This is a genomic window from Vibrio sp. JCM 18905 (genome assembly GCF_055393305.1).
This window is the reverse complement of sequence record NZ_AP043879.1, coordinates 829,213-852,645: the sequence shown is the minus strand read 5'-3', so window position 1 is coordinate 852,645 and position 23,433 is coordinate 829,213. Positions and strand designations below refer to the sequence as shown.

Here is a 23,433-nt window from a genome sequence, read left to right as displayed (position 1 = left end):
TATCAGAGGAATAGGAGTGACATCAGCCCACAATCTGACCAGCTTGCGGCGACACACGGATATTTTGTTGAAACCAACGTAAGAATAGATTATTTATGGTGAAACATGGCAGTACAGTTACACCCGCCAGGGAATAATAACAAATTCGTACGCTAAAATATTAATGCATGGAAGTACCTGATTTATGGAAAAGAAAACACTGTTGACCCACTGTTCTGACGCCCCGGGTCTCATCTCGAAAATCACTAATATCTGTTACAAGCACCAACTCAACATCGTTCACAATAACGAATTTGTTGATAATACCAGTGGTCACTTTTTCATGAGAACGGAGTTGGAGGGATACTTCAACGATCAAACGTTTCTTGCCGATTTGGACCAAGCACTCCCGCAAGGTGCTAAGCGTAAATTGGTTGGCTCTCGCCGTAAGCGCATCGTCATTCTCGTCACAAAAGAAGCGCATTGTTTAGGCGATATTCTGATGAAAACCTACGATGGAAGCCTAGATGTTGAGATCGCTGCTGTGGTGGGGAATTACGACAAACTGCAAACTCTCACTGAGCGCTTCGACATTCCTTACCACCACGTGACCCATGAAAACCTTAGCCGTGAAGAACACGAGCAGAAGATGCTAGAAGTGATCGATCAATACGATGCTGACTTTTTGGTGTTAGCTAAATACATGCGCGTATTGACGCCTACGTTTGTTGAGAAATACCACCACAAAATCATTAATATTCATCACAGCTTCTTACCTGCTTTTATTGGCGCGAAGCCATATCAACAAGCTTACGATCGCGGTGTGAAAATCATCGGAGCAACGGCACACTTCGTGACCAATGATTTAGATGAAGGGCCGATCATCAAGCAAGACGTAATTCCTGTCGACCATACATTCAATGCCCAAGATATGGCGCAAGCAGGACGCGATGTAGAGAAGAACGTATTGAGTAAGGCTTTGAATAAAGTGATCAATGACCACGTCTTTGTTTATGGAAATAAAACAGTGATCCTGTAATCCTTCCGCACTAGTTACAAAGAGAATGAAACCCGTCCAACTTGACGGGTTTCATCTTTTCAGGGATATCCCCCGACTCTAACCATCAAAATTAAACCGATATATTATAATTTTTCATTTCACTACAATTATTTACTGAGAGAATGATTCCGTTTATCATTTGGTCCCTTTATAATAAACCACGTTAATATTACGGAATTAAAAGGAAAAAAACGTTAGTGGCTTTTCTGATTGGGCTGACTTTGCCAGCAACCACAATCGCAGATACTCTTAAGCCTGTTCAGAATGATGTATCCACTCGCATTATTGGCGGCGAGCCAGCTAATACTTCCGACTGGAAGTTTATTGCTTCACTGGTCCGTAAAGGACAGCCAACATCTATTGGTCACTTCTGTGGCGGTAGTTTCCTTGGTGGAAAATACGTATTAACTGCTGCACACTGTGTGGAAGGTCTCAATGCGGACGATATTGATATCGCTCTTGGTCTTTATGATCAAAACAACGAGTCTCACGCGCAGCGCATCGCGGTTAACAATATCTACTCGCATACTGCATATAACAGTAATACAACGAACAATGACATCGCTCTTATCGAATTAGAACGCAATGTCGATAGCGCAACTATTGATCTGGCAACGCCAGAACTTTTAGATAGCGTACGTGTGGGAGACAAGTTGCATGTGGCTGGATGGGGAAATACGTCCACGACAGACAGAATATACCCAACCGTTTTACAACAAGTAGATTTGGAATACGTAGATCGAGCTACCTGCCAAAACCTACCAGGAAACTACTCTAATGTATCAGATGACGGCATTTGCGCCGGATACTATTGGGGAGGTAAAGATAGCTGCCAAGGAGATAGCGGCGGTCCGCTCATCGTTGACGATAACGGCATCAACAAATTATTAGGGGTGGTCAGTTGGGGTGACGGATGTGCTCAACCAAATGCTTATGGTGTTTACGCAAACGTCGCTCATTTTCAGCACAACGGCTGGATAGATAGTCATCGTAATACTATCAGCTACACTCAGTATCGAGATCTTCATTTCGTTGAGCGAAAAGCGCAGCAAGAGACCTTTACTATTCGTAATGACGAGGTGAATACGCCAATTAACATCACGGGCGTTACCCTAACAAGCGGAATCAGCCTCGCCAAAAATACCTGTACTGCGACACTGGCACCATCTCAAAGCTGTCAAATTACGGTAGGCTACTACCCAAGCTACTCGCACTCAGTTGAAACGATTGAAGTCTCTACTGATCATCCGAAACTATCTAAACTTTCGACTACCTTAATATATAGTGGTATTGATAAAGCAAGCAGCTCATTGAGCAGTGCCGTTACGCTAGCTGGCGCAAACGTGTACACCAATGAACACGCTTGGACCGCTGAAAATGGTGAACTTCAGTCAGCAGAAATGGGAATGTCTACTGGTGCATCCATCTTGCATTTAACCGATCTTCCAAAAGGCAAACTATCAATGGACTTTAAAGTCTTGTCAGATGGTTTCGATGTTTTTGTCGTTTACGTCAATGGCCAAGAGTATGACTACACTCGCCAGCTTCTTGAGTACAATGAACTTTCTATCGATCTTTACCGGAAGTCAAACACGGTTACTTTTGCTTATCTGAAAAACTACGAGTTTAGCGGTGGTTACAACGCGCAAGCGTATATTCGCAATATCAAGATGTCAGTTAGTTCAGATAACAATAGCGAGAGCAGCGTAACCAAAACATCGAGTTCAGGCGGCAGCTTCTCAATTAGCCTATTAATGCTGCTAGCTGCAGGTCCTTTCCTACGTCGCAAAAAAGGATAACAAGATGCAATATATACTCAAAACAATGCTGCTTGGTTTGAGCTCAATCAGCTTAGTCGCTTGCTCGGCAAATACAGAAATGCAGCAAGGTCAAGAGTCTGAACACCAAGCAATCATGGTAGAAGCGTACCGAACTATCGATAGTCAAATTTCATTTATCGCCGAGTCTAATGGCTGCAGTAAGAACGATGACTTTAGCTTAAAAATAGAGCAAAACTCTTCAACGGAAGCCCTGCTCACAATCGTCAGGAACAAAGTGGATCATTGTAAACGAATGCCGTTTCCAAAGACTTTCACACTAACTCTAGACGAAGAGTTGAAAGGCAAAAAGCTTTCCATTACCAACCCAAAAAGCAAGTCACCGGCTAAATAGTGATTCGCTTACGAAAGGGAGCCTCGGCTCCCTTTTTGCCTCTCGCAACTCAGCAATTTTCACTCTAGCGTTTTACGCCTGCTCAGACTCCACAATACGCTTAAGTGAATGCGGGTGCAGCTTGATACAAATGCCTTGGTACTTAAACGCCACGGTTGGGTTGTTCAAGCGTTCGCCTTCCCCTTTCGGGCTCGACAATTTGATCTTCACACCCAGCTCTTTTAACTCATCAAAACGCGCGCCAAACGCTGGGTAAGTGTGTTTCAAATCAGCAAGAAACTCATCTGCGGTTTCGGCATGAGACGGAATCACAAACTCCACATGTTCCCAGCTTTCATTTGGGTAGATTTTGCCTTCCGCAGGGTATGGCAGCTCCAGACACTCAATCTTCCAGCCACGGCTTTCCAACGCTTTGTCGAATTCGATAACGATGATTGGGCGACCGTTTATTTTCGCTTGTGAAATCACCTTACCGTATTGATTCCATGCTTCATGCGCGGCTTTCGCTGTTTCAGTATCATTAATACGCAGCGCAATATGGTCAGCTTGAGCAAAGCTCAGATCCAGTTTTAACAGGGTTGCAAGCTCTTCAATCTTCGCCATAAATGCGTCCAGATCTTGGATCATCAATTCAGGCGTTAGGCGCTTTTCAACTAGTTGAGTCGTCATTGTGGGTCTCTTATGGGGCGATTTATCTCATTACTTTGAGCGCAATAGTAAACGCAAACTAAGCCACATTTCCATTCAATCGAAAAAGTAAAAATTTCGCCTATTCATCTCTGTATGAAAAGCAATAAAGTTGTTATGATTAGCCCCATTTTTGTGAACTCTAACAGAGCTCGGCGTACATATTGCCGAGTTCTTTGTCCTTGAATTGAAGGAAACGCGTGTGAATATCCAAGCACTTATTAATGACAAAGTATCTCAGGCTCTAGAAGCCGCTGGCGCACCTGCAGGCAGTCCTGCAGCCGTTCGCCAATCAGCAAAGCCACAATTTGGTGATTACCAAGCAAACGGCGTAATGGGCGTTGCTAAAAAACTGGGTACTAACCCACGAGAATTTGCACAGAAAGTACTGGATGTTCTAGACCTAGATGGTATTGCGAGCAAAACAGAAATCGCTGGCCCTGGTTTCATCAACATTTTCCTAAGCGAAGAGTTCCTTGCGAAACAAGCCGACGCGGCGCTAACAGACGAACGTCTTGGCGTAGCTAAAGAAGAAGCGCAAACCATCGTTGCCGACTACTCTGCACCAAACGTAGCAAAAGAAATGCACGTAGGTCACCTGCGTTCAACCATCATCGGTGATGCAGTGGTACGTACGCTTGAGTTCTTAGGTCACAAAGTGATCCGCGCGAACCACATCGGCGACTGGGGTACTCAGTTCGGAATGCTTATCGCAAACCTTGAGCGTGTACAACAAGAGTCTGGCGAAGTTTCTATGGAACTTGCGGACCTTGAAGGCTTCTACCGTGAGTCTAAAAAGCTGTACGATGAAGATGAAGAGTTCGCAGTAAAGGCGCGAAACTACGTGGTAAAACTGCAAAGCGGTGACGAGTACTGTGCAGAAATGTGGAAAAAACTCGTTGATGTAACCATGATCCAAAACCAGCGCAACTACGACCGTCTAAACGTGTCACTGACTCGTGACGACGTAATGGGCGAAAGCATGTACAACGACATGCTTCCTAAGATCGTTGCAGACCTAAAAGAACAAGGCCTTGCCGTTGAAGATGATGGCGCGCAAGTTGTATTCCTAGATGAATACAAGAACAAAGATGGCGAACCAATGGGCGTTATCGTTCAAAAACGCGATGGCGGTTTCCTATACACAACAACAGACATCGCATGTGCAAAATATCGTTATGAAGAGCTAAGCGCAGACCGTGTGCTTTACTTCATCGACTCACGTCAACACCAGCACCTAATGCAAGCTTGGACGATTGTTCGTAAAGCGGGCTATGTGCCTGAGTCTGTATCTCTTGAGCACCACGCGTTCGGCATGATGCTGGGTAAAGACGGAAAGCCATTCAAGACTCGTGCGGGTGGTACCGTTCGTTTGGCAGATCTTCTGGATGAAGCAGAAGTTCGCGCAGCACAGCTGATCGAATCTAAAAACCCTGAACTAGATGCGGAAGAAAAAGAGAAGATCTCTAAAACAGTTGCAATGGCAGCGGTTAAATACTCTGACTTATCTAAACACCGTACGACTGACTACGTGTTCGATTGGGACAACATGTTAGCGTTTGAAGGCAACACAGCACCATACATGCAATATGCATACACTCGTGTAGCTTCAATTTTCGCTAAAGCTGGTGTTGCTATGGATGCTCTCCAAGGTGACATCAAAATCACTGATGAGAAAGAGAAAGCACTTATTGCTAAACTTATGCAGTTCGAAGAAGCGGTGCAATCTGTTGCTCGCGAAGGCCAACCACACATCATGTGTAGCTACCTATTCGAACTAGCAGGTCAGTTCTCTAGCTTCTACGAAGCGTGCCCTATCCTAGTTGCTGAAGACGAAGCAGTGAAACAAAGCCGTCTGAAACTAGCTGCGCTAACAGCGAAGACCATCAAGCAAGGTCTGTCTCTACTGGGTATCGATACTCTAGAGCGTATGTAATCCGCTTTTACGTAGTTAGCTTAAGTAGCACAAGCTAAATGATGACGAAGGTTGACGTGAAAGCGCCAACCTTTTGTTTTATCTGTCGTATACTAATTCAAACTAAAAATTAATCGGACAGCAATAATGAGTTTTGAACTTCATCCTCAATTGGCAAAAGACACTTCGGTGATTGGTCACTTCCCACTTTGCGTCGCGCTTCTTCATAAAGATAATGCTGTGCCATGGGTTATCTTGGTGCCTAAACGCGAAAATTTGAAAGAGCTACACCACTTGCCAATGCAAGAGCAACAACAGTTTTTGCTCGAATCTCAAGCGGTAAGCCAAGCACTCGAAGCGACATTCCGCCCAGACAAGTTAAACCTTGGCGCCCTAGGTAACATGGTGCCACAGCTGCACATTCACCATATTGCGCGCTTTAAAGACGATATGGCATGGCCAGGACCAGTTTGGGGGAATACAAAAGGAGAGTTTCGTACTGACGAAGAACAAGAAGAGATTCTTAACCGAATTCGTAATGTGTTGTCGTTAAGCTCTATCTTCCGTAAAGCGTAACCGTTATATAACTTTTAATTCAGGTAGAAAGTAAAAAGCCGCATCATTGCTGATGCGGCTTTGTTGTTTGTGCGCGATGGTTCATTGCTCCTACTACATGGTCACGGTAAGTGACAAACCATCGTGCTTTGTGACTGCATAGCGTATTCGCGTTATATGATGAGCTTTATTTGTATCTACCAAGCGAGAAATGCGACCTTTGTTAATCCATACACTTAACATGGCGTCTGCACCGTCTTCACTCATTCCGAACTGTTTTGCTAGCTCAGATTGGGAAACCGTTCCTTTTTCGGCAATATATTGATAAAGCTCTTTTAAAATCATACGACTTGCGCCTCAAACTCGCCTTGATGTTTCTTGCCTACGCGCTTGAAAACGCGGTACGTGCCAAAGAAAATCGCAATAATTATGGCAATCCAAACGCCGCTGGTGATAGGGCTATCAGCGAAATGCATAAGCTGATGATAGAAAGTCGCACTCAAGTACGCGAGCCCCATTGTCCATACCGCTATAAAGCGCGCAAAGTTATTGCCGAATTCTCGAACATAGGCACCCATCGCAGCCACACAAGGAGTGTAAAGTAAGATAAAAACTAGGTACGCAAAAGCAGCATGACCAGAAACAAATTTCTCTTTTATGTTACCAAAGATCGATTCATCAATTTCTTGCTCCTCTGCGACTGCATGAGAATCTGCTAAATCACCGACGTCAATCCCCAGAGGATCAGAATAGCTCAGCCCTGCTAGGTTTTCAGGAATGCTCATCACAGCTTCTTCTAGGCTACCCATAAGATCAAATTCTGCATCCTCTCCATCGGTTGGCGTAGTATATAAGCTGTTCAATGTGCCCACGACTGCCTCTTTCGCGAAGATACCAGTAATAATACCAACCGTTGCTGGCCAGTTATCCTCTTGAATACCAATTGGTGCAAACACTGGCGTCACAACCTGAGCGGCTTTTGATAGAACCGATTTATCACTGTCTTCATTACCGAATGTACCGTCAGTTCCTAGCGAGTTGAGGAAGCTCAAGATAGCAACAACCACTACGATGGTTTTACCTGCACCCAATACAAACCGCTTAAGTTTTTGCCAAGTTTTGATCACGACGTTCTGCAATGTCGGAAGCTCATAGTCAGGCATTTCCATCACCAAGCTATCACTGCTGCCAGGATACAGCGTGTGCTTGAGGAACAAACCGGTAAACACCGCGGCGACAATACCAAGTAGGTAAAGTGCAAACACAATGTTTTGACCAGAGCCTGGGAAAAAAGCGGCAGCAAATAAAGCGTACACAGGCAAGCGAGCACCACATGACATAAACGGTGCCATCGACGCAGCCAACTTGCGCTCACGCTCTTGGTCTAGCGTGCGCGTTGCCATGATCGACGGAACGTTACAGCCAAAACCTAGAACCAAAGGGACAAACGCTTTACCCGGCAAGCCGATTTTCTGCATCACTTTATCAAGCACAAACGCAGCACGTGCCATGTAACCCGAGCTCTCAAGCACAGCAAGGAATAAGTACAAACACGCTATGACCGGGATAAAGGTCGCAACTGTTTGAATACCGCCGCCTAAACCATCAGCAATCACCGTAACTAGCCATACGGGGAGGTGACCATCTAATAAGTGGTGTCCACCATCAACCAGCAATGCGCCTACACCAATGTCAAAAAAGTCGATAAATGCACTACCGATGTTAATCGAGAACATAAACATCAAGTACATAACAACAAAGAAGAATGGGATCCCAATCCACTTGTTCAAAATAAACTGGTCGAGTTTTTCAGTCACACTACGGCTTAATTTGCCTTCGCTTCGACGAACTTTTTTACACTGTTCATGCAGGTATGTGTACTTGGTATCCGCGACATGCAAATCGATATCCAAGTCTAAAGTCGCAGTGACTTCCAATACTTTGCTTCTATCAATATCGGAAAGGCTATTGAGAACCATCGTGTCTTTTTCAAGCGCACGAATCGCTAATGCACGATGGGCGACGGTTTGATCGTTAAAAAGTGCGGAAACAGTTTGAATCGCCGACTCCATCTTTTCACCGTAATGCAAAGATAGCTCTTTAAGCGCGACCCCTTGAACAATGGACTTATGAAGTTTTTCTTTAAACTCTGCAACTTGAGTTTTATTGGTTGCAGATAAACTTACTACAGGACAACCTAATGTTTTCTCAAGCTCTGAAACGTTAATCATTTGACGTTCACGTTTTAGTGCATCCATTTTGTTGAGAACAACAATCATAGGACGGCCAAGTTCGCGAAGTTGTAACGTCATATATAAGCTGCGCTCTAAACTCGTGGCATCAACCACGTTGATAATGAGATCGGCAGGATGAGTTAGAACCGCACGCGATGCAATGGATTCGTCAATACTATTGCTATCATTACCACTGTCTAACGAGTAAATACCAGGAAGGTCAGTGAGCAAAAACTCGTCACCCGCATGTTTGAATTGTCCCGTTTTCTTTTCAACGGTGACGCCTGCCCAGTTACCAACTTGCTGTTTTGCGCCAGTCAAACCATTAAATAGCGTCGTTTTACCACTATTAGGATTACCTACGGTAAGCACTTGATATTGCATTACACTCGCTCCACTTCAATTTTCTGAGCAATGGTTTCTCGCAATGCGACAGACACACCACGGACTTCGACTTGTAAAGGATCGCCCATTGGAGCACGTCGAATCACTTTGACTTCTGTATTGGGAAGCAGCCCCATTACCATGAGTTTCTTTCTGATATCTGATGAAAGACCATCTAACAACCGAATCGTCACCGTATCGCCAGGATTAATCTCTGATAACTTCATAGTGGCCCTTAAGAGTATTGCTAATGAGAAATATTATTATTTAATAAGTTTAGGCTGCCAATATTACTCTCCTATAACCCTTCAATCCTTGTGTGAAATCAAAGATTTCATAAATGTTTTCATGCTTTCAAACGTAAACTCCGTAAATTTCCTCTCGTTATTTACGTCAAAATTAACAATTAAAAATCACGACCAATGAAATAAAAATGTCACAAATAAATGGTAAAGATAAAAATTTCCACACAAAACAACAAGTTATATGACATTTAAAACTTTGTCGTTTTTCTCATATCAACATGGCGTTATTTTTATAAGAAAAATAAGTAACCTCTCGTATAGTTACTCCATCGAGAGGGCAACCTCTCAAATGAATTCCAGAGGTGGCATGGCAACATGTCACTCCGGCAGCAAGCGAAGGTGTCATTGACACCCGTGGTATAGTCCCCCCGGCTATACCACGATATTTTTTTTCATCTCTCTCTAAACTCTTTATCTTATCCACCTTTTCAGCACAGTTCTGTTTTCACGAATTTCGCATCCCCCCACTACTCAAATGAACCAACGCACTCTAGATACAAAAATACAACCATTCATATATTTGTCGCCGTAGGTAAATCCGTCCTCTTAAGCCATGTATGGTTATAGCTAAGAACAGCGCTACTAACAGATAGAGCGTGACCGTGCTTACGTATTGAGAATGGATTTGTAGGCTAGATGTGATGAAGAAGCAATGAGAATCACTGCATTGGTAGCTCTAGCAATAGTAGAGCACTATAAGCAGCTCCCCAGTCTTTTGAATATTCACTAGGGAGTGTGTAATGAGGTTTTTTAGTTGGTTTCTTGGCTTTCTTGAGTCAAAGCAAACTTGGAAGGAGGCAAACCAAAATGCAATTTAAACTTTTGGCTAAAGTAAGAAGGATCATTAAAGCCGCAGTTAAACGCTACTTCGCTGATTTTCTCGCCCGCTAATAACTGCTCACACGCCGTTTCTAAACGAACTTCGGTTACATAATCTTTTAACGTTCTTGACGAGGCTGATTTAAAGCGCCTCTGTAAAGAGCGTTCTGACATGAACAGCATTTTAGCCGCTAAAGCAGTACCAAACTCAGGGTCATGGTAGTGCTCAGCCACCAGCTGATAGACTTTTTGCAACCACTCTTTCTCTGGGGTCACTTTATCTTCGACGATAGGTTCAGACTCAAACTCTTGCAGAGATTCATCCACATAACTCATCTCCTTCGCAGTTGGCCATGTAATTTCGATTTTATTTTGAGCGTCGGAAGTAAACACCGCCAAGTATCCTCCACTCGTTGTCACTAACTGGGCAAGATGATCAATACTCAATTCAGAGTGGTTCATATTAGATGGACGCCCGGTCGTCACTTTATTAGGCAGTTGCGTCCCATAATCAAGAAAACTCAATGAAACAATATCATTGCCCTCTTCTAGCATGATTCTCACCGTTTGGCCTCGGAAAGAACGCTTGATGATATTGGCAAAAATGCTGTTGAAGATAACATCAAGGTTAAAGCTTTCCAGAGCAATTCGACTTGTTTTTCTCTCATCTTCAAGCTCCACCATAATCCCAGCCTTCGCAAAATCATCTTGCCATACATCAACCACCGATTGAGTTATCTGACTCAAATTGTAATTGTGACTACCGCCGCTAGCTTCGCCAGGAACACTTTTTAACTCATTTAATTGCCATGTCGTTTTCGCCAGATGATCTTCCGTAGCTGCATCCAAAGGTATGGGTAATTTTGACGCTATAAAATCCACACTGGACTTAATAGATTGCGCCACGTGATCAACCAACAGGTTTCTGACTTGAATCTGTTTACGTAGCTGTTGGTTACTCGTCAACAACACTCGGCTTTGATGCCTCAACTGGTTAGTTTTGAGTGTCACTTGCGCAGCTAAATCACGGTTAGCCTGTACAACATAGCGAGAACGCCAGTACATAAGTAGTGCAACCATGGCAATACTCGCGACCACAAAACCTAAAATTGCGAGTTGCGATAAATACCAAGGATTAAGCACAATAAAATATGACTCGAGCCCAACCAATCCAGCAGCGACTTGAGACTCATTACTTACCTGTAGATGGTATTCACCGGAATTGAGATGCTCTAGAGTCAGTTGGCCTCCCTCTAGCGCTTGCCAAGGATCATCGCTATTCAATCGATAATACAAATTTTGGCTGTCTGGTTTTGGCATCACGCCAAATAAGAAACTTAGAGAAGAGCCATACGGTAATTTTATGCCATTCAAATCGGCGCTACCAACTTGTAGAATCTCGTTTTCAAGCACAACTTGGCTCACGATAAACTTCGACTCTGGAGGGTTGGACACAAGCAGCTTGGATGCTTCAGCTTTTACCAACCCGTATTTCGACCCTAGGACGAGCTCTCGCTCACCACCTTCTTTTTGCTGTATAACACTGCAGATTCCTGGTAGAAACTCGTTGTTCATTAAGCCAGACGCCGATGAATAATGTTTCACTAATTCACCCGAAAGGTGGTAATAGCTTAATCCGACAGAAGAGGCTAACCACACACCTTGCCTGTCTCTGATCAAGCAAGCAGGTCGCGCGTTGGACACACTCATTTCAACAACATGTTTCTCGTTACTTCCTTTAATCGTTTTAAAAACGCCGTAAGATGACGCAAACCACTGACTGCCATCAACCGCCGTGACCATGTCTAATGATTCACCAAATTTTTCGGAATAGCGGATGAACTGGATGTTTTCATTGCTGTATTGATAAATCCCATGATCGGTCCCTATCAATAGAGAATCTTCAGTGTCGTATAAACGCGTAACCTTAGCTGGTAAGTACTGACTTACTAGCCACTCACTTCCAAAATTTCTTACGCTTTGCTTGGTTATATCAACATTGTAAAGATGGTATCCGCTTGATACCCAGAGACGCTCATTACCATCTACAGTCACATGCTCCACTCCGTGTCCAGCCATAACCTGTAAATAAGGAAATGTCACTTTGTTAAGACCATTCAGCTCGAATATTTCGAGCCCTTTAGAGGTCGCAAGCCAAAGCATCCCACCTTGAAATGCAAATTCATTGATCTGCGAATCAAGCTCCAAGACTTTGATGTTGCCACTCTCACCTGTCCGATAAAGCTTTCGGTCATCCGCGAACCAAAGCGCATCATCAGGTCCTGTGGAGGTTTGTCGAATTCGCCCTGATAAGGTTTGCGAGTCGTAACTACTGAAGGTTACTCGTTCAAACTTTTTACTAAACAAGGAGTAATAGCGAATGCCTTGGTTAGTCGCGATCCACATCCCTCCCATGTTGTCACTCAGTAGCGAATAGATCTTTGTATTATCCAGCTCCAGTTCAAGAAAGCTTGCAGGCTCGACTTCTGTCACTTCGCCTGACAAGAATGAGTATAAATACAGACCATGCTCAGTCCCCACCCAGTACTCTTGATTTGTCTCAGCGAAAGTCAACACATGAGAGCCGCCAATCTTAATCACCTCTTTATCAGGTTGATAAATATTGAAAATTAATGCCCCACGCAACGTTCCTACCAGAATTTCTCTGCGCGTGTGTGAGTAGTAGATCTTTTCAATGTAGTTCTGACCTGAAGCGACTACATGGTCAAACTTATCTCCTTCTGAAAGATAAAAGCCAGAAGTTGTAGCAAGTGCCCACTTCTCTTCGAGCAGAACTGCATCGTTAATATAAACATAGCTATTGTTGCTATGTTGATAGAGCTGCAACAAAGAAAAGGACTTTAACTCGCTAGTATCGATGTTGTAAGTATAGAAATGTGCGCCATCACTAACCCAAATATAATCTTCAGAAGAACCGATTTTTCTTATTTGCGACCCGGGGTTTAAGCTAAAGACTAAACGTCTTTCTTGATTTGGATAAGTTTGATACACCTCATTCTCAACAAAGGTCCAGAACGAGCCTTCATGATAAGCCAGTTGCTTGGCAGACGTTTGTAAAAAACTGCCTGATTTAGGTAGGATATTTTGGCCATCATAAAACAACACCCGCCCATGCACGTCGTGAATCCACAAGCCCCCTTGCTCACCCAAGAACAATTTTTTAGCCGCAATAAAAGTACCCTTAACCTGAGTCGGCAAAGGGTAAAAGATGGCATTCGCATTATGAAGAGCAAATGCTTGGAAAGATAGGAAAAAGCCCAACAAGACAAGGGCTAATTGGCGTAGCAAGACGAAAACCTTTTATATCAATTTGTGCTCGGCGCTCACCGTCCATATCTTCTACAGCATGGACTTATACGGTTATTTTGAGCTGCTAATTATTGATAATGATATCTCAATTACTGTTTGAGAAAAGGCTCGCCTTGCCAAAGGTTGTAATTCTTACTACTGGATCACGTTAAAAGGACTATTCCTACACAACAACACTACTTAATCCGTCTTTTGGCTCAAGCACTGCTCAAAATTATTCGCCATATTGTTGAGAAAAGTAAAGTAACTGCCCGGTTTTGCTTCAATTGTGCTCCCTAATGGGTCAAGTTCACCTTTGGCAACTTTGCTACCTCGCATCACGCTCTGAACGACAGCTGGAGTAAACTGAGGTTCAGAAAACACGCAGGCTACATCTCCTGAACTTAACTTTTGACGAATTTGGATTAAGGTTTTTGCGCCCGGCTTACGATCCGGGCTCACGGTGAAGTGCCCCATTTGATTTAACTCATAACGCTCTTCGAAATAACCATAAGCATCGTGAAACACAAAGTAACCTTTGTCTTTCACTGGCGATAATTTCTTCTTGATCTCTAGGTCCGTCTGGCTGAGCTCAGTTTCAAATTTTTTAAGGTTTTCTTGGTACTGTGCTGCATTTTCCGGATCAAGTGATCCCAGTTGATTCACGACAGCCTTGGCAACTTGTTGTGCTTGACTTACACCTAACCAAAAGTGCGGATCATGTGAACCATGATCGTGGCCATCATGGTCATGATTGTGCTCACTATCAAACTCACGCAAATCTAGATCTGGAATTTGACTAATAGTCAGAATATTCGATCTGTCTGACACGACTTTTTCCAGAAACGGTTCTAGATCATGTCCGTACCAAATAACTAAATCAGCAGAAGCGATTTTCTTAACATCCGATGGGCGTAAAGCGTAATCATGGGGTGAAGTGTTGGACTGCAGTAATACATCTGGCGAAGTCACACCTTGAGTAAGTTCTGTCACTAATAACTGAATAGGTTTGATACTCGTTAGTACCGTTACTGCGTGTGCTGGCAACGTTAGCATCGCTGACGCAGCAAGAATTAATGCTCTTTTCATAGTTTTACTTGGGATATGGTGTAGAAAGTGTGATAATGTTACATTATAACATTATTGATTTGCAAATGAGTTTCATTCATGTCTTCCTTAGTCCATCTTGAGCACTTATGCGTCGAGTTCGATGGCCGCAGAGTTCTCGATAACATTAGTATGGAATTACAAAAGGGCAAAATAACAACCCTAATTGGTCCCAATGGAGCGGGAAAATCAACGTTAGTCAAAGTCATTTTAGGCCTTCAAAAACCGACTAGCGGCAAATTAAACCGACAAAGAAAACTAAAAATTGGTTATGTTCCTCAAAAATTGAAGCTCAATGACTCTCTTCCATTGAATGTCACCCGTTTTCTAAATTTAGCAGGAAAATACAGTAAACAAGAATGTATTGATGCATTAAGGCTTGTTGGCGCTGAGCATTTAATTAGTAGTAACATGCATCGCTTGTCAGGTGGTGAAAACCAACGCGTATTACTTGCGCGTGCTTTGCTTCAACGCCCAGAGCTGTTAGTGCTAGATGAACCTGCGCAGGGTGTGGATATTCAAGGTCAAATCGATCTCTACGATCTAATTGAAAGCATTCGTCACCGATTCGATTGCGGTGTATTTATGGTGTCACACGACTTACATTTAGTAATGGCCAAAACAGATGATGTCATTTGTCTGCATCACCATGTTTGCTGCTCTGGTTCACCTGCCACGATTACTCAGCACCCTTCTTACATCGCGCTATTTGGCAATGCAGCGAGAGAATCGCTCGCGTTTTATCATCACGACCACGAGCATCATCATCACGATTTATCCGGAACGCCAGTAACTGGCGATGCGACATCATGCTCCAACCATAAACACGGACATCATCACCATGATTGAGTTTCTTCTACCTTCTATTCTTGCTGGTATTGGCATCGCGATCATTGCAGGTCCTCTTGGGTCATTCGTCGTTTGGCGCAAAATGGCTTACTTCGGTGATACCCTGGCACATGCTTCATTGATGGGTTTGGCATTAGGCTTTCTGCTCAACGTGAACCTTTATCTTGCACTACTCGTTTGCTGTTTAGCACTCGCCGTATTGCTCGTGACATTGCAGAAACAACAACTGGTCGCAACCGATACGCTTCTGGGTATACTCGCCCATAGCGCATTATCTGTTGGTCTAGTTTCTGTTAGTTTCTTGGATAATGTCCGTGTAGATCTGATGAGTTACTTGTTCGGTGACTTACTCGCAGTATCTCCGCAAGATCTGATGTTCATTTACGCAGGTGTCGCTGCTGTTAGTGTGTGTCTTTACGTTTTTTGGCGACCTTTATTGTCGAGCACAGTTAGTGAAGAGCTTGCTGCCGTCGAGGGCGTCAATACAGACTTGGTTAGATTGGTGTTAATGCTTATGGTAGGTGTTGTGATTGCCGTAGGAATGAAGTTTGTTGGGGCACTTATCATGACTTCTTTGCTGATCATCCCAGCAGCAACAGCACGTAAGGTCTCTTCATCACCAGAGCAAATGGCACTGTTCGCATCTATTATTGGCTCTGTGGCAGTACTAATGGGGCTTAGCCTATCATGGCACTTCGATACGCCGGCTGGCCCATCAGTAGTAATCAGCGCAACATCTCTGTTTATGCTTAGCCAATTTATTCGCCAAAAATCGTAAAAAGCACCTTGATACAAAAAAGCCTAGCAACAATTGCTAGGCTTTTTTAGCTTTAAGCTTCGAGTTGAAATTACCAGCCCGTTACTTCACGTAGACCTTGGCCGATCTCTGCTAGAGATTTCACAGTCTTAACGCCCGCCGCTTCTAGTGCAGCAAATTTGTCTTCAGCAGTACCTTTACCGCCAGAGATAATCGCACCAGCGTGGCCCATACGTTTACCAGGAGGAGCAGTTACACCAGCAATGTAGGAAACCACTGGCTTCGTTACATTTTCTTTAATGTATGCTGCTGCTTCTTCTTCTGCTGTACCACCGATTTCACCGATCATAACAATCGCTTCAGTTTCAGGGTCTTCTTGGAACAGTTTTAGGATATCAATGAAGTTTGAACCTGGGATTGGGTCACCACCAATACCAACACAAGTAGACTGGCCGAAACCTTCGTCTGTTGTTTGCTTAACTGCTTCGTAAGTTAGAGTACCGCTGCGAGATACGATACCTACTTTTCCTTTCTTGTGGATGTGACCAGGCATGATACCGATCTTACACTCGTCAGGAGTGATAACACCCGGACAGTTAGGACCGATCATGCGAACGCCAGTTTCTTCTAGCTTCACTTTCACGTCGATCATATCTGTTGTAGGGATGCCTTCCGTGATTGTTACGATTAGCTCGATGCCCGCATCAATCGCTTCTAGAATTGCATCTTTACAGAAAGGTGCTGGAACGTAGATTACTGTCGCTGTTGCGCCAGTTGCTTCTACTGCTTCGCGAACTGTGTTGAATACAGGTAGACCTAGGTGAGTTTGGCCACCTTTACCTGGAGACACACCACCAACCATCTGAGTGCCGTATGCGATAGCTTGCTCTGAGTGGAAAGTACCTTGACCACCAGTGAAACCCTGACAGATTACTTTAGTGTCTTTGTTAATTAATACAGACATTATTTAGCCTCCGCAGCAGCAACAACTTTCTGAGCAGCATCCGTTAGCGACTCAGCAGCAATGATATCAACATCAGAATTAGCAAGAACTTCGCGACCTAGGTCAGCGTTAGTACCTTCTAGACGAACAACAACAGGTACGCTTACACCTACTTCTTTAACCGCACCGATAATACCTTCTGCGATCATGTCACAACGTACGATACCACCGAAGATGTTAACAAGTACCGCTTTCACGTTGTCATCAGATAGGATGATCTTGAATGCTTCAGCAACACGCTCTTTCGTCGCGCCGCCACCTACATCTAAGAAGTTAGCTGGCTTGCCGCCGTGTAGGTTTACGATATCCATCGTACCCATTGCTAGGCCAGCACCGTTAACCATACAGCCAACGTTACCGTCTAGTGCTACGTAGTTCAGTTCCCACTGAGCTGCGTGCGCTTCACGCTCATCTTCTTGTGATGGATCATGCATTTCACGAAGCTTAGGCTGACGGTAAAGAGCGTTTGAATCGATGTTGATCTTACCATCAAGACATAGCAGGTTGCCTTCACCAGTAACCACAAGTGGGTTGATCTCTAGCAGAGCAAGGTCGTACTGAGAGAACATAGTGCCAAGACCCATAAAGATCTTAACGAATTGTTTGATTTGGTCACCTTCAAGACCAAGTTTGAACGCAAGCTCGCGACCTTGGTAAGCTTGTGGGCCTACTAGTGGATCGATTGCTGCTTTGTGGATAAGCTCCGGCGTTTCTTCCGCAACTTTTTCGATTTCCACACCACCTTCTGTTGAAGCCATGAAAACGATCTTACGGCTTGCACGGTCAACAACCGCACCTAGGTATAATTCGTTTGCAATGTTTGAAGCTTCTTCAACAAGGATTTTTGTAACTGGCTGACCGTTAGCGTCAGTTTGGTAAGTCACTAGGTTTTTACCTAACCACTTTTGTGCAAACTCTTTAACGCCTTCTTTTGTATCGTGCAGCTCTACACCGCCCGCTTTACCACGGCCACCAGCGTGAACCTGACATTTAACTACTTTCTTTTCTGTACTGATACGGCCTGCAGCTTCAAAAGCTTCTTGTGGTGTATCACACGCGTAGCCTTCTGGCACAGGCAAACCGAATTCTGCAAACAGCTGTTTGGCTTGGTATTCATGCAAATTCATTTCGATATTCCGTTTGTTTTTCCCTTAAGGGATTTATTATTTCCATAACGCTGCAGTCTTGGCTGCTTGTACGTCTGTAGGGTCTTCTCAAATCAATCCCTCATCACGAGTACTCATGGTGTGGGATTCAAATGAAGGCCAGACGTTGAGCTAGTCTAGCCATTGAAATTTTTAACGTCTAGCTACCTACGATAACTAGACGTTTTAGCGATATTAAACGTCTAATAGGAGACGTGCTGGATCTTCTAGCAACTCTTTAATAGTCACTAGGAAGCCAACAGACTCGCGACCATCAATTAGGCGGTGATCGTAAGACAGCGCTAGGTACATCATCGGCAAGATTTCAACTTTGCCATCCACTGCCATCGGGCGCTCTTGGATCTTATGCATACCAAGAATCGCTGATTGAGGTGGGTTGATGATTGGTGTAGACATTAGTGAACCGAACACACCACCGTTTGTGATAGTGAAGTTACCGCCCATTAGCTCGTCTACCGTTAGCTTGCCATCACGACCTTTGATAGCCAGTTCTTTGATGCCTTTTTCAACATCAGCGAAACCAAGCTTGTCACAGTCTTTTAGGACTGGTGTAACTAGACCACGTGGCGTTGATACCGCCATGCTAATGTCGAAGTAGTTGTGGTAAACAATGTCATCGCCATCAATCGAAGCATTTACTTCTGGGTAACGCTTAAGCGCTTCTGTTACAGCTTTCACGTAGAAAGACATGAAGCCTAAACGAATACCGTGACGCTCTTCGAACTGATCTTTGTACTGTTTACGAAGGTCCATGATTGGTTTCATGTTCACTTCGTTAAACGTCGTTAGCATTGCCGTATTGTTCTTCGCCTCTAGCAGACGGTTAGCGACTGTCTTACGCAGGCGAGTCATTGGAACACGTTTTTGGCTACGAGCCGCTGCCGGCACGTCAACCACTGCTGGTGCTTCTTCTTTTGGCGCAGCTTTAGCGTTCGCAAGATGCGCTTCAATATCTTCGCGCGTAATACGACCACCAACACCAGTGCCTTTCACTTGGCTTGCTTCTAAGCCATGCTCAGCCAATAAACGACGTACTGCTGGGCTTAGTGCATCATTGCTTTCTTCGCTAAGCGCAGCTTTATGACGTTTATCAGGAGATGCTTCCGTACCTTCTGTTTTGTCTGCGGTAGGCTCACCTGCAACTGCACCTGGCTTCAATTTAGCAATGATTTGTTTAGAAAGTACTGTCGCACCTTCTTCTTCAACGATAGCTTCCAAAACGCCTGCTTCCGGAGCTGGCACTTCTAGAACGACTTTGTCTGTCTCGATGTCAACCAAAACCTCGTCACGCTCTACTGCGTCGCCTGGTTGTTTGTGCCATGTCGCTACGGTTGCATCAGCAACTGATTCAGGTAAATCTGGAACCAGAATTTCAATTGTCATATCTGTTTCTTCCTTTAACTTCTAGTTCTTAATTCGAAGTTTTTGAGTTCACGTTCAGAGCGTCTTCAACCAACGCTTTTTGTTGTTTCAAGTGCACCGACATGTAGCCAACTGCTGGCGAAGCAGAAGCTGGGCGACCTGCGTATTTAAGATCTGCACCTGCAGGAATAGCGGCACGGAAGTTGTGTTGGCTACAGTACCAAGCACCTTGGTTCTGAGGCTCTTCCTGACACCACACGAAGTCTTCAACGTTAGTGTATTGAGCAATCGCTGCTTGTACTTCTTCCATCGGGAATGGATAAAGCTGCTCGATACGCACGATAGCGACATCGTCTTGCTCGTTGTTACGGCGCTGCTCCAGTAGGTCAAAATAAACCTTACCTGAACAGAACACGACGCGTTTTACTTTGCTTGGGTCTAAATCATCTACTTCTGGAATTGCAGATTGGAATGTACCGTCCGCTAAGTCTTCAATTGTCGAAGTACATAGAGGATGGCGCAGCAAAGATTTTGGCGACATCACAATCAGAGGTCGACGCATTGGGCGTACAACTTGACGACGAATCATGTGGTATACCTGAGCCGGTGTTGAAGGAACTACAACCTGCATATTTTGCTCAGCACACAACTGAAGGTAACGCTCTAGACGTGCAGAGGAGTGCTCAGGGCCTTGACCTTCGTAACCGTGAGGTAGAAGCATTGTGAGACCACACAAGCGTGCCCATTTCTGCTCACCTGACGAAATGAATTGGTCAATCACAACCTGCGCGCCGTTGGCAAAGTCACCAAACTGCGCTTCCCAGATAGTCAAACCACCTGGCTCTGCTGTTGCGTAACCGTATTCAAATGCCAATACCGCTTCTTCTGACAGTACTGAGTCAAACACTTGGAATGGCCCCTGATTGTCATGAATATTCGCTAATGGAATGTACGTACTTGCATCTGTTTGGTTATGAAGAACCGAGTGACGGTGGAAGAAAGTACCACGACCCGAATCCTGACCAGAAAGGCGAATACGCTTACCATCATCAACTAATGTTGCATACGCCAATGTTTCGGCCATACCCCAGTCGATTGCTTTTTCACCGGTCATCATTGCTAGGCGATCGTTGTAAAGCTTATTAACACGGCTTTGCAGTTTATGGCTTTCTGGATACTGACAAAGACGATTACCCAACTCGATAAGACGCGTCTTGTCATATTTTGAATCCCACTCCATATCCCATTCATGCCCTAAGTAAGGGGACCAGTCTACAGAGTGCAACGCCATTGGACGCCATTCTTTAACCACCACTTCACCGCGGTCTAATGCGTCGCGGTACTCATTGACTAACTGAGTCGCTGTCTCGATATCTGATTCGTTTTTATCGATCAGAATATCCGCATACAATTTGCGTGGTGTAGGGTGTTTTTTGATTTTTTGGTACATCAAAGGCTGAGTCGCGTTTGGCTCATCGGCCTCGTTGTGACCATGGCGACGGTAACACACCAAATCAATCACGACATCGCGCTTGAACTCGTTGCGGTAATCCAAAGCAATACGAGTAACAAAAGCAACCGCTTCTGGGTCATCGGCATTCACGTGGAAGATTGGCGCCTGAACCATCTTCGCGATATCTGTACAGTACATCGTTGAACGCGTGTCACGAGGGTTAGACGTCGTAAAGCCAACTTGGTTGTTAATAACGATACGCACCGTACCACCGACTTGGAAACCACGAGCCAGTGACATGTTGAACGTTTCGGCAACCACACCCTGACCAGCGATTGCAGAGTCACCGTGGATAGTGATAGGAAGCACTTTGCTACCTTGATTATCACCCAAGCGATCTTGGCGTGCTCGCACCGACCCCATGACTACTGGGTTGACGATTTCTAGATGCGATGGGTTAAATGCAAGAGCTAAGTGAACATCACCACCTGGGGTAGCAAAGTCGGCAGAGAAGCCTTGGTGATATTTCACATCACCCGTGCCCCAAGTTTCGTCGTGTTTACCGGCAAACTCATCGAACAGATCTTGAGGCTTCTTACCAAGCACGTTCACCAGCATGTTCAAACGACCACGGTGAGCCATACCGATAACCACTTCACGCATCCCACTTGTTCCCGCGTGACGGATCAACTCTTTCGTCATCGGAATCAGTGCGTCACCACCTTCTAGAGAGAAACGTTTTGCACCTGGGAATTTCGCTCCGAGGTAACGCTCCAAACCTTCAGCGGCTGTTAGCTCTTCTAGGAATGTGCGCTTCTCATCTTTGTTGAATGATGGCTGGCCTACGACAGACTCAAGACGTTGTTGGATCCAACGTTTTTGCTCTGTGTCAGTCATGTGCATGTATTCAGCACCGATGGAACCGCAGTAAGTTTTGTTGAGGGCTTCATAGATGTCTTTCAACTTCATGGTTTCTTGCCCAACAGCAAAAGAACCTACGTTGAAAGTTTCTTCGAAGTCATCTTCGGTAAGATTATGAAAAGCAGGGTCTAACTCCGCCACGGTTGGGCGTTGCCATAGACCTAGTGGGTCTAATTCTGCAGCTTCATGTCCGCGGAAACGGTATGCGTTGATTAGCTGTAGAACTTTTACTTGTTTTGCATCGACATCTGGGTCACTAACTTGGACATTGTAATGCTTTGTTTCTCTAGCGAGTCGACGGAAGTAGTCACGGACACGTGAATGTGGTTGTTCTGCCACTTCTTCTGACGGCTTAGGTAAGCCTTCAAAAACACGTTTCCACTCCTCACTTACCAGATCGGGATCACTTAGATACAGTTCGTAGAGGTCCTCTACATACGTTGCATTGGCGCCAGCCAAGTGTGAAGACTCGAGCCATGCCTTCATCACGCCGTTGTGCATATTTTCCCTTAACCAGTAGTTTTCACGTTTGCTTCGGTCTTTGCCGAGCTATAAGAGCCGACCAGAACTAGTCGGCAATTTTTGTATTCTTTACTCGAAATATTCTTGAAGCAGTGAAGCGGTCATATCGGGTGATCCGCAACACTGCGACATTCCTAAGAGCGAGTAAATTAAACCGAGCGATTAACCAGCATCGACTTAATATGGCCGATGGCTTTCGTCGGATTTAATCCCTTAGGACAAACACTTACACAATTCATGATGCCATGGCAACGAAAAACGCTAAATGCATCATCAAGATCAGACAAACGTTCATCTGTTGCCGTATCGCGGCTATCAATTAGCCAACGGTACGCCGCAAGAAGACCAGCTGGACCGATGAATTTGTCAGGGTTCCACCAGAATGATGGGCAAGACGTTGTACAACATGCACACATGATACATTCGTACAATCCATCTAAATGCGCACGATCATCAGGCGATTGTAGGTTCTCGCGTGATGGTGGTAATGCACCATCATCAATCAAGAATGGTTTAACTTTCGCATAGTTATCATAGAACTGCGTCATGTCAACGATAAGATCGCGCACGACAGGTAACCCTGGCAGTGGACGAATAACTATCTTATCGCCTTGTAGAGCAGATAACGGTGTGATACACGCTAGACCATTTTTACCATTCATGTTCAAACCATCAGAACCACATACCCCTTCACGGCATGAGCGACGGAACGCGATGCTTGGATCTTGCTCTTTTAGCAGAATCAATGCATCAAGCACCATCATGTCTGAGCCTTCGTCTACCTCAAGGGTATACTCTTTCATGTAAGGCTTGGTATCCACATCCGGATTGTAACGGTATAAAGAGAAGTTCAATTTCATAGTCGTATCCTCCC

Annotated in this window: 18 protein-coding genes; 7 read left to right on the top strand and 11 right to left on the bottom strand. The window is 44.6% G+C overall.

What is annotated here, in order from left to right; translation table 11 throughout:
• Positions 1-184: 184 nt before the first annotated feature.
• From purU to ACZ5ZC_RS12185, 3 genes are all read left to right on the top strand, one after another.
• Entirely contained in the window at positions 185-1,018 is an 834-nt protein-coding gene (gene purU, locus ACZ5ZC_RS12195) for a formyltetrahydrofolate deformylase (protein ID WP_005382206.1), read from the top strand.
• A gap of 218 nt (positions 1,019-1,236) precedes the next feature.
• The gene (locus ACZ5ZC_RS12190; protein ID WP_253651724.1) at positions 1,237-2,838 is read left to right on the top strand and encodes a trypsin-like serine protease; all 1,602 of its coding nucleotides are present in this window, start codon (positions 1,237-1,239) and stop codon (positions 2,836-2,838) included.
• Between the two features lie 4 nt (positions 2,839-2,842).
• Complete coding sequence (locus ACZ5ZC_RS12185; RefSeq protein ID WP_054867850.1) at positions 2,843-3,211, top strand: hypothetical protein; 369 nt, start codon at positions 2,843-2,845, stop codon at positions 3,209-3,211.
• Positions 3,212-3,283: 72 nt separating this feature from the next.
• Here ACZ5ZC_RS12185 and ACZ5ZC_RS12180 read toward each other — a convergent pair whose 3' ends face one another.
• Positions 3,284-3,880, bottom strand: coding sequence for a VOC family protein (locus ACZ5ZC_RS12180; RefSeq protein WP_243327079.1), 597 nt, complete (start codon positions 3,878-3,880; stop codon positions 3,284-3,286).
• A 220-nt stretch (positions 3,881-4,100) separates the two neighbouring features.
• Here ACZ5ZC_RS12180 and argS point away from each other — a divergent pair, with 220 nt between their 5' ends.
• On the top strand, positions 4,101-5,834 hold the full coding sequence (gene argS, locus ACZ5ZC_RS12175) for an arginine--tRNA ligase (RefSeq protein ID WP_170892663.1): 1,734 nt from the start codon (positions 4,101-4,103) through the stop codon (positions 5,832-5,834).
• 126 nt (positions 5,835-5,960) lie between these two features.
• The gene (locus tag ACZ5ZC_RS12170; protein WP_012842045.1) at positions 5,961-6,389 is read left to right on the top strand and encodes an HIT family protein; all 429 of its coding nucleotides are present in this window, start codon (positions 5,961-5,963) and stop codon (positions 6,387-6,389) included.
• 93 nt (positions 6,390-6,482) lie between these two features.
• Here the strand turns inward: ACZ5ZC_RS12170 and ACZ5ZC_RS12165 are convergent, their stop codons facing one another.
• From ACZ5ZC_RS12165 to znuA, 5 genes are all read right to left on the bottom strand, one after another.
• Entirely contained in the window at positions 6,483-6,713 is a 231-nt protein-coding gene (locus ACZ5ZC_RS12165) for a FeoC-like transcriptional regulator (protein ID WP_005396058.1), read from the bottom strand.
• Complete coding sequence (gene feoB, locus ACZ5ZC_RS12160; protein WP_268979816.1) at positions 6,710-8,986, bottom strand: Fe(2+) transporter permease subunit FeoB; 2,277 nt, start codon at positions 8,984-8,986, stop codon at positions 6,710-6,712. The genes ACZ5ZC_RS12165 and feoB overlap by 4 nt, the downstream gene beginning before the upstream one ends.
• Positions 8,986-9,213 carry a FeoA family protein gene (locus ACZ5ZC_RS12155; RefSeq protein ID WP_005382190.1) on the bottom strand — a complete coding sequence of 76 codons (228 nt, stop codon included), beginning with the start codon at positions 9,211-9,213 and terminating at the stop codon, positions 8,986-8,988. The genes feoB and ACZ5ZC_RS12155 overlap by 1 nt, the downstream gene beginning before the upstream one ends.
• An 828-nt stretch (positions 9,214-10,041) precedes the next feature.
• Positions 10,042-13,419: a helix-turn-helix domain-containing protein gene (locus tag ACZ5ZC_RS12150; protein WP_464931940.1), complete on the bottom strand. Its 3,378-nt coding sequence runs from the start codon at positions 13,417-13,419 to the stop codon at positions 10,042-10,044.
• Between the two features lie 201 nt (positions 13,420-13,620).
• Complete coding sequence (gene znuA / locus ACZ5ZC_RS12145; RefSeq protein WP_046874248.1) at positions 13,621-14,508, bottom strand: zinc ABC transporter substrate-binding protein ZnuA; 888 nt, start codon at positions 14,506-14,508, stop codon at positions 13,621-13,623.
• A 78-nt stretch (positions 14,509-14,586) separates the two neighbouring features.
• On the opposite strand from znuA, the gene znuC reads away from it, so the two are divergent.
• Positions 14,587-15,375: a zinc ABC transporter ATP-binding protein ZnuC gene (gene znuC / locus ACZ5ZC_RS12140; RefSeq protein ID WP_006742704.1), complete on the top strand. Its 789-nt coding sequence runs from the start codon at positions 14,587-14,589 to the stop codon at positions 15,373-15,375.
• Entirely contained in the window at positions 15,368-16,153 is a 786-nt protein-coding gene (gene znuB, locus ACZ5ZC_RS12135) for a zinc ABC transporter permease subunit ZnuB (protein WP_046874250.1), read from the top strand. Before znuC ends, znuB begins: the two co-directional genes overlap by 8 nt.
• A gap of 70 nt (positions 16,154-16,223) precedes the next feature.
• On the opposite strand, the gene sucD is transcribed toward znuB, so the two are convergent.
• The 5 genes from sucD to ACZ5ZC_RS12110 form a co-directional block, all read right to left on the bottom strand.
• Complete coding sequence (gene sucD / locus ACZ5ZC_RS12130; protein WP_005382181.1) at positions 16,224-17,096, bottom strand: succinate--CoA ligase subunit alpha; 873 nt, start codon at positions 17,094-17,096, stop codon at positions 16,224-16,226.
• On the bottom strand, positions 17,096-18,262 hold the full coding sequence (sucC, locus tag ACZ5ZC_RS12125) for an ADP-forming succinate--CoA ligase subunit beta (RefSeq protein WP_054867849.1): 1,167 nt from the start codon (positions 18,260-18,262) through the stop codon (positions 17,096-17,098). Before sucC ends, sucD begins: the two co-directional genes overlap by 1 nt.
• A gap of 213 nt (positions 18,263-18,475) precedes the next feature.
• Positions 18,476-19,684 (bottom strand): 2-oxoglutarate dehydrogenase complex dihydrolipoyllysine-residue succinyltransferase, encoded by a 1,209-nt coding sequence (gene odhB, locus ACZ5ZC_RS12120; RefSeq protein WP_005393012.1) that lies wholly within the window; start codon positions 19,682-19,684, stop codon positions 18,476-18,478.
• Positions 19,685-19,712: 28 nt separating this feature from the next.
• The gene (sucA, locus tag ACZ5ZC_RS12115) at positions 19,713-22,538 is read right to left on the bottom strand and encodes a 2-oxoglutarate dehydrogenase E1 component (RefSeq protein WP_005393014.1); all 2,826 of its coding nucleotides are present in this window, start codon (positions 22,536-22,538) and stop codon (positions 19,713-19,715) included.
• 170 nt (positions 22,539-22,708) lie between these two features.
• On the bottom strand, positions 22,709-23,419 hold the full coding sequence (locus tag ACZ5ZC_RS12110) for a succinate dehydrogenase iron-sulfur subunit (RefSeq protein ID WP_005382174.1): 711 nt from the start codon (positions 23,417-23,419) through the stop codon (positions 22,709-22,711).
• Between the last annotated feature and the right edge of the window lie 14 nt (positions 23,420-23,433).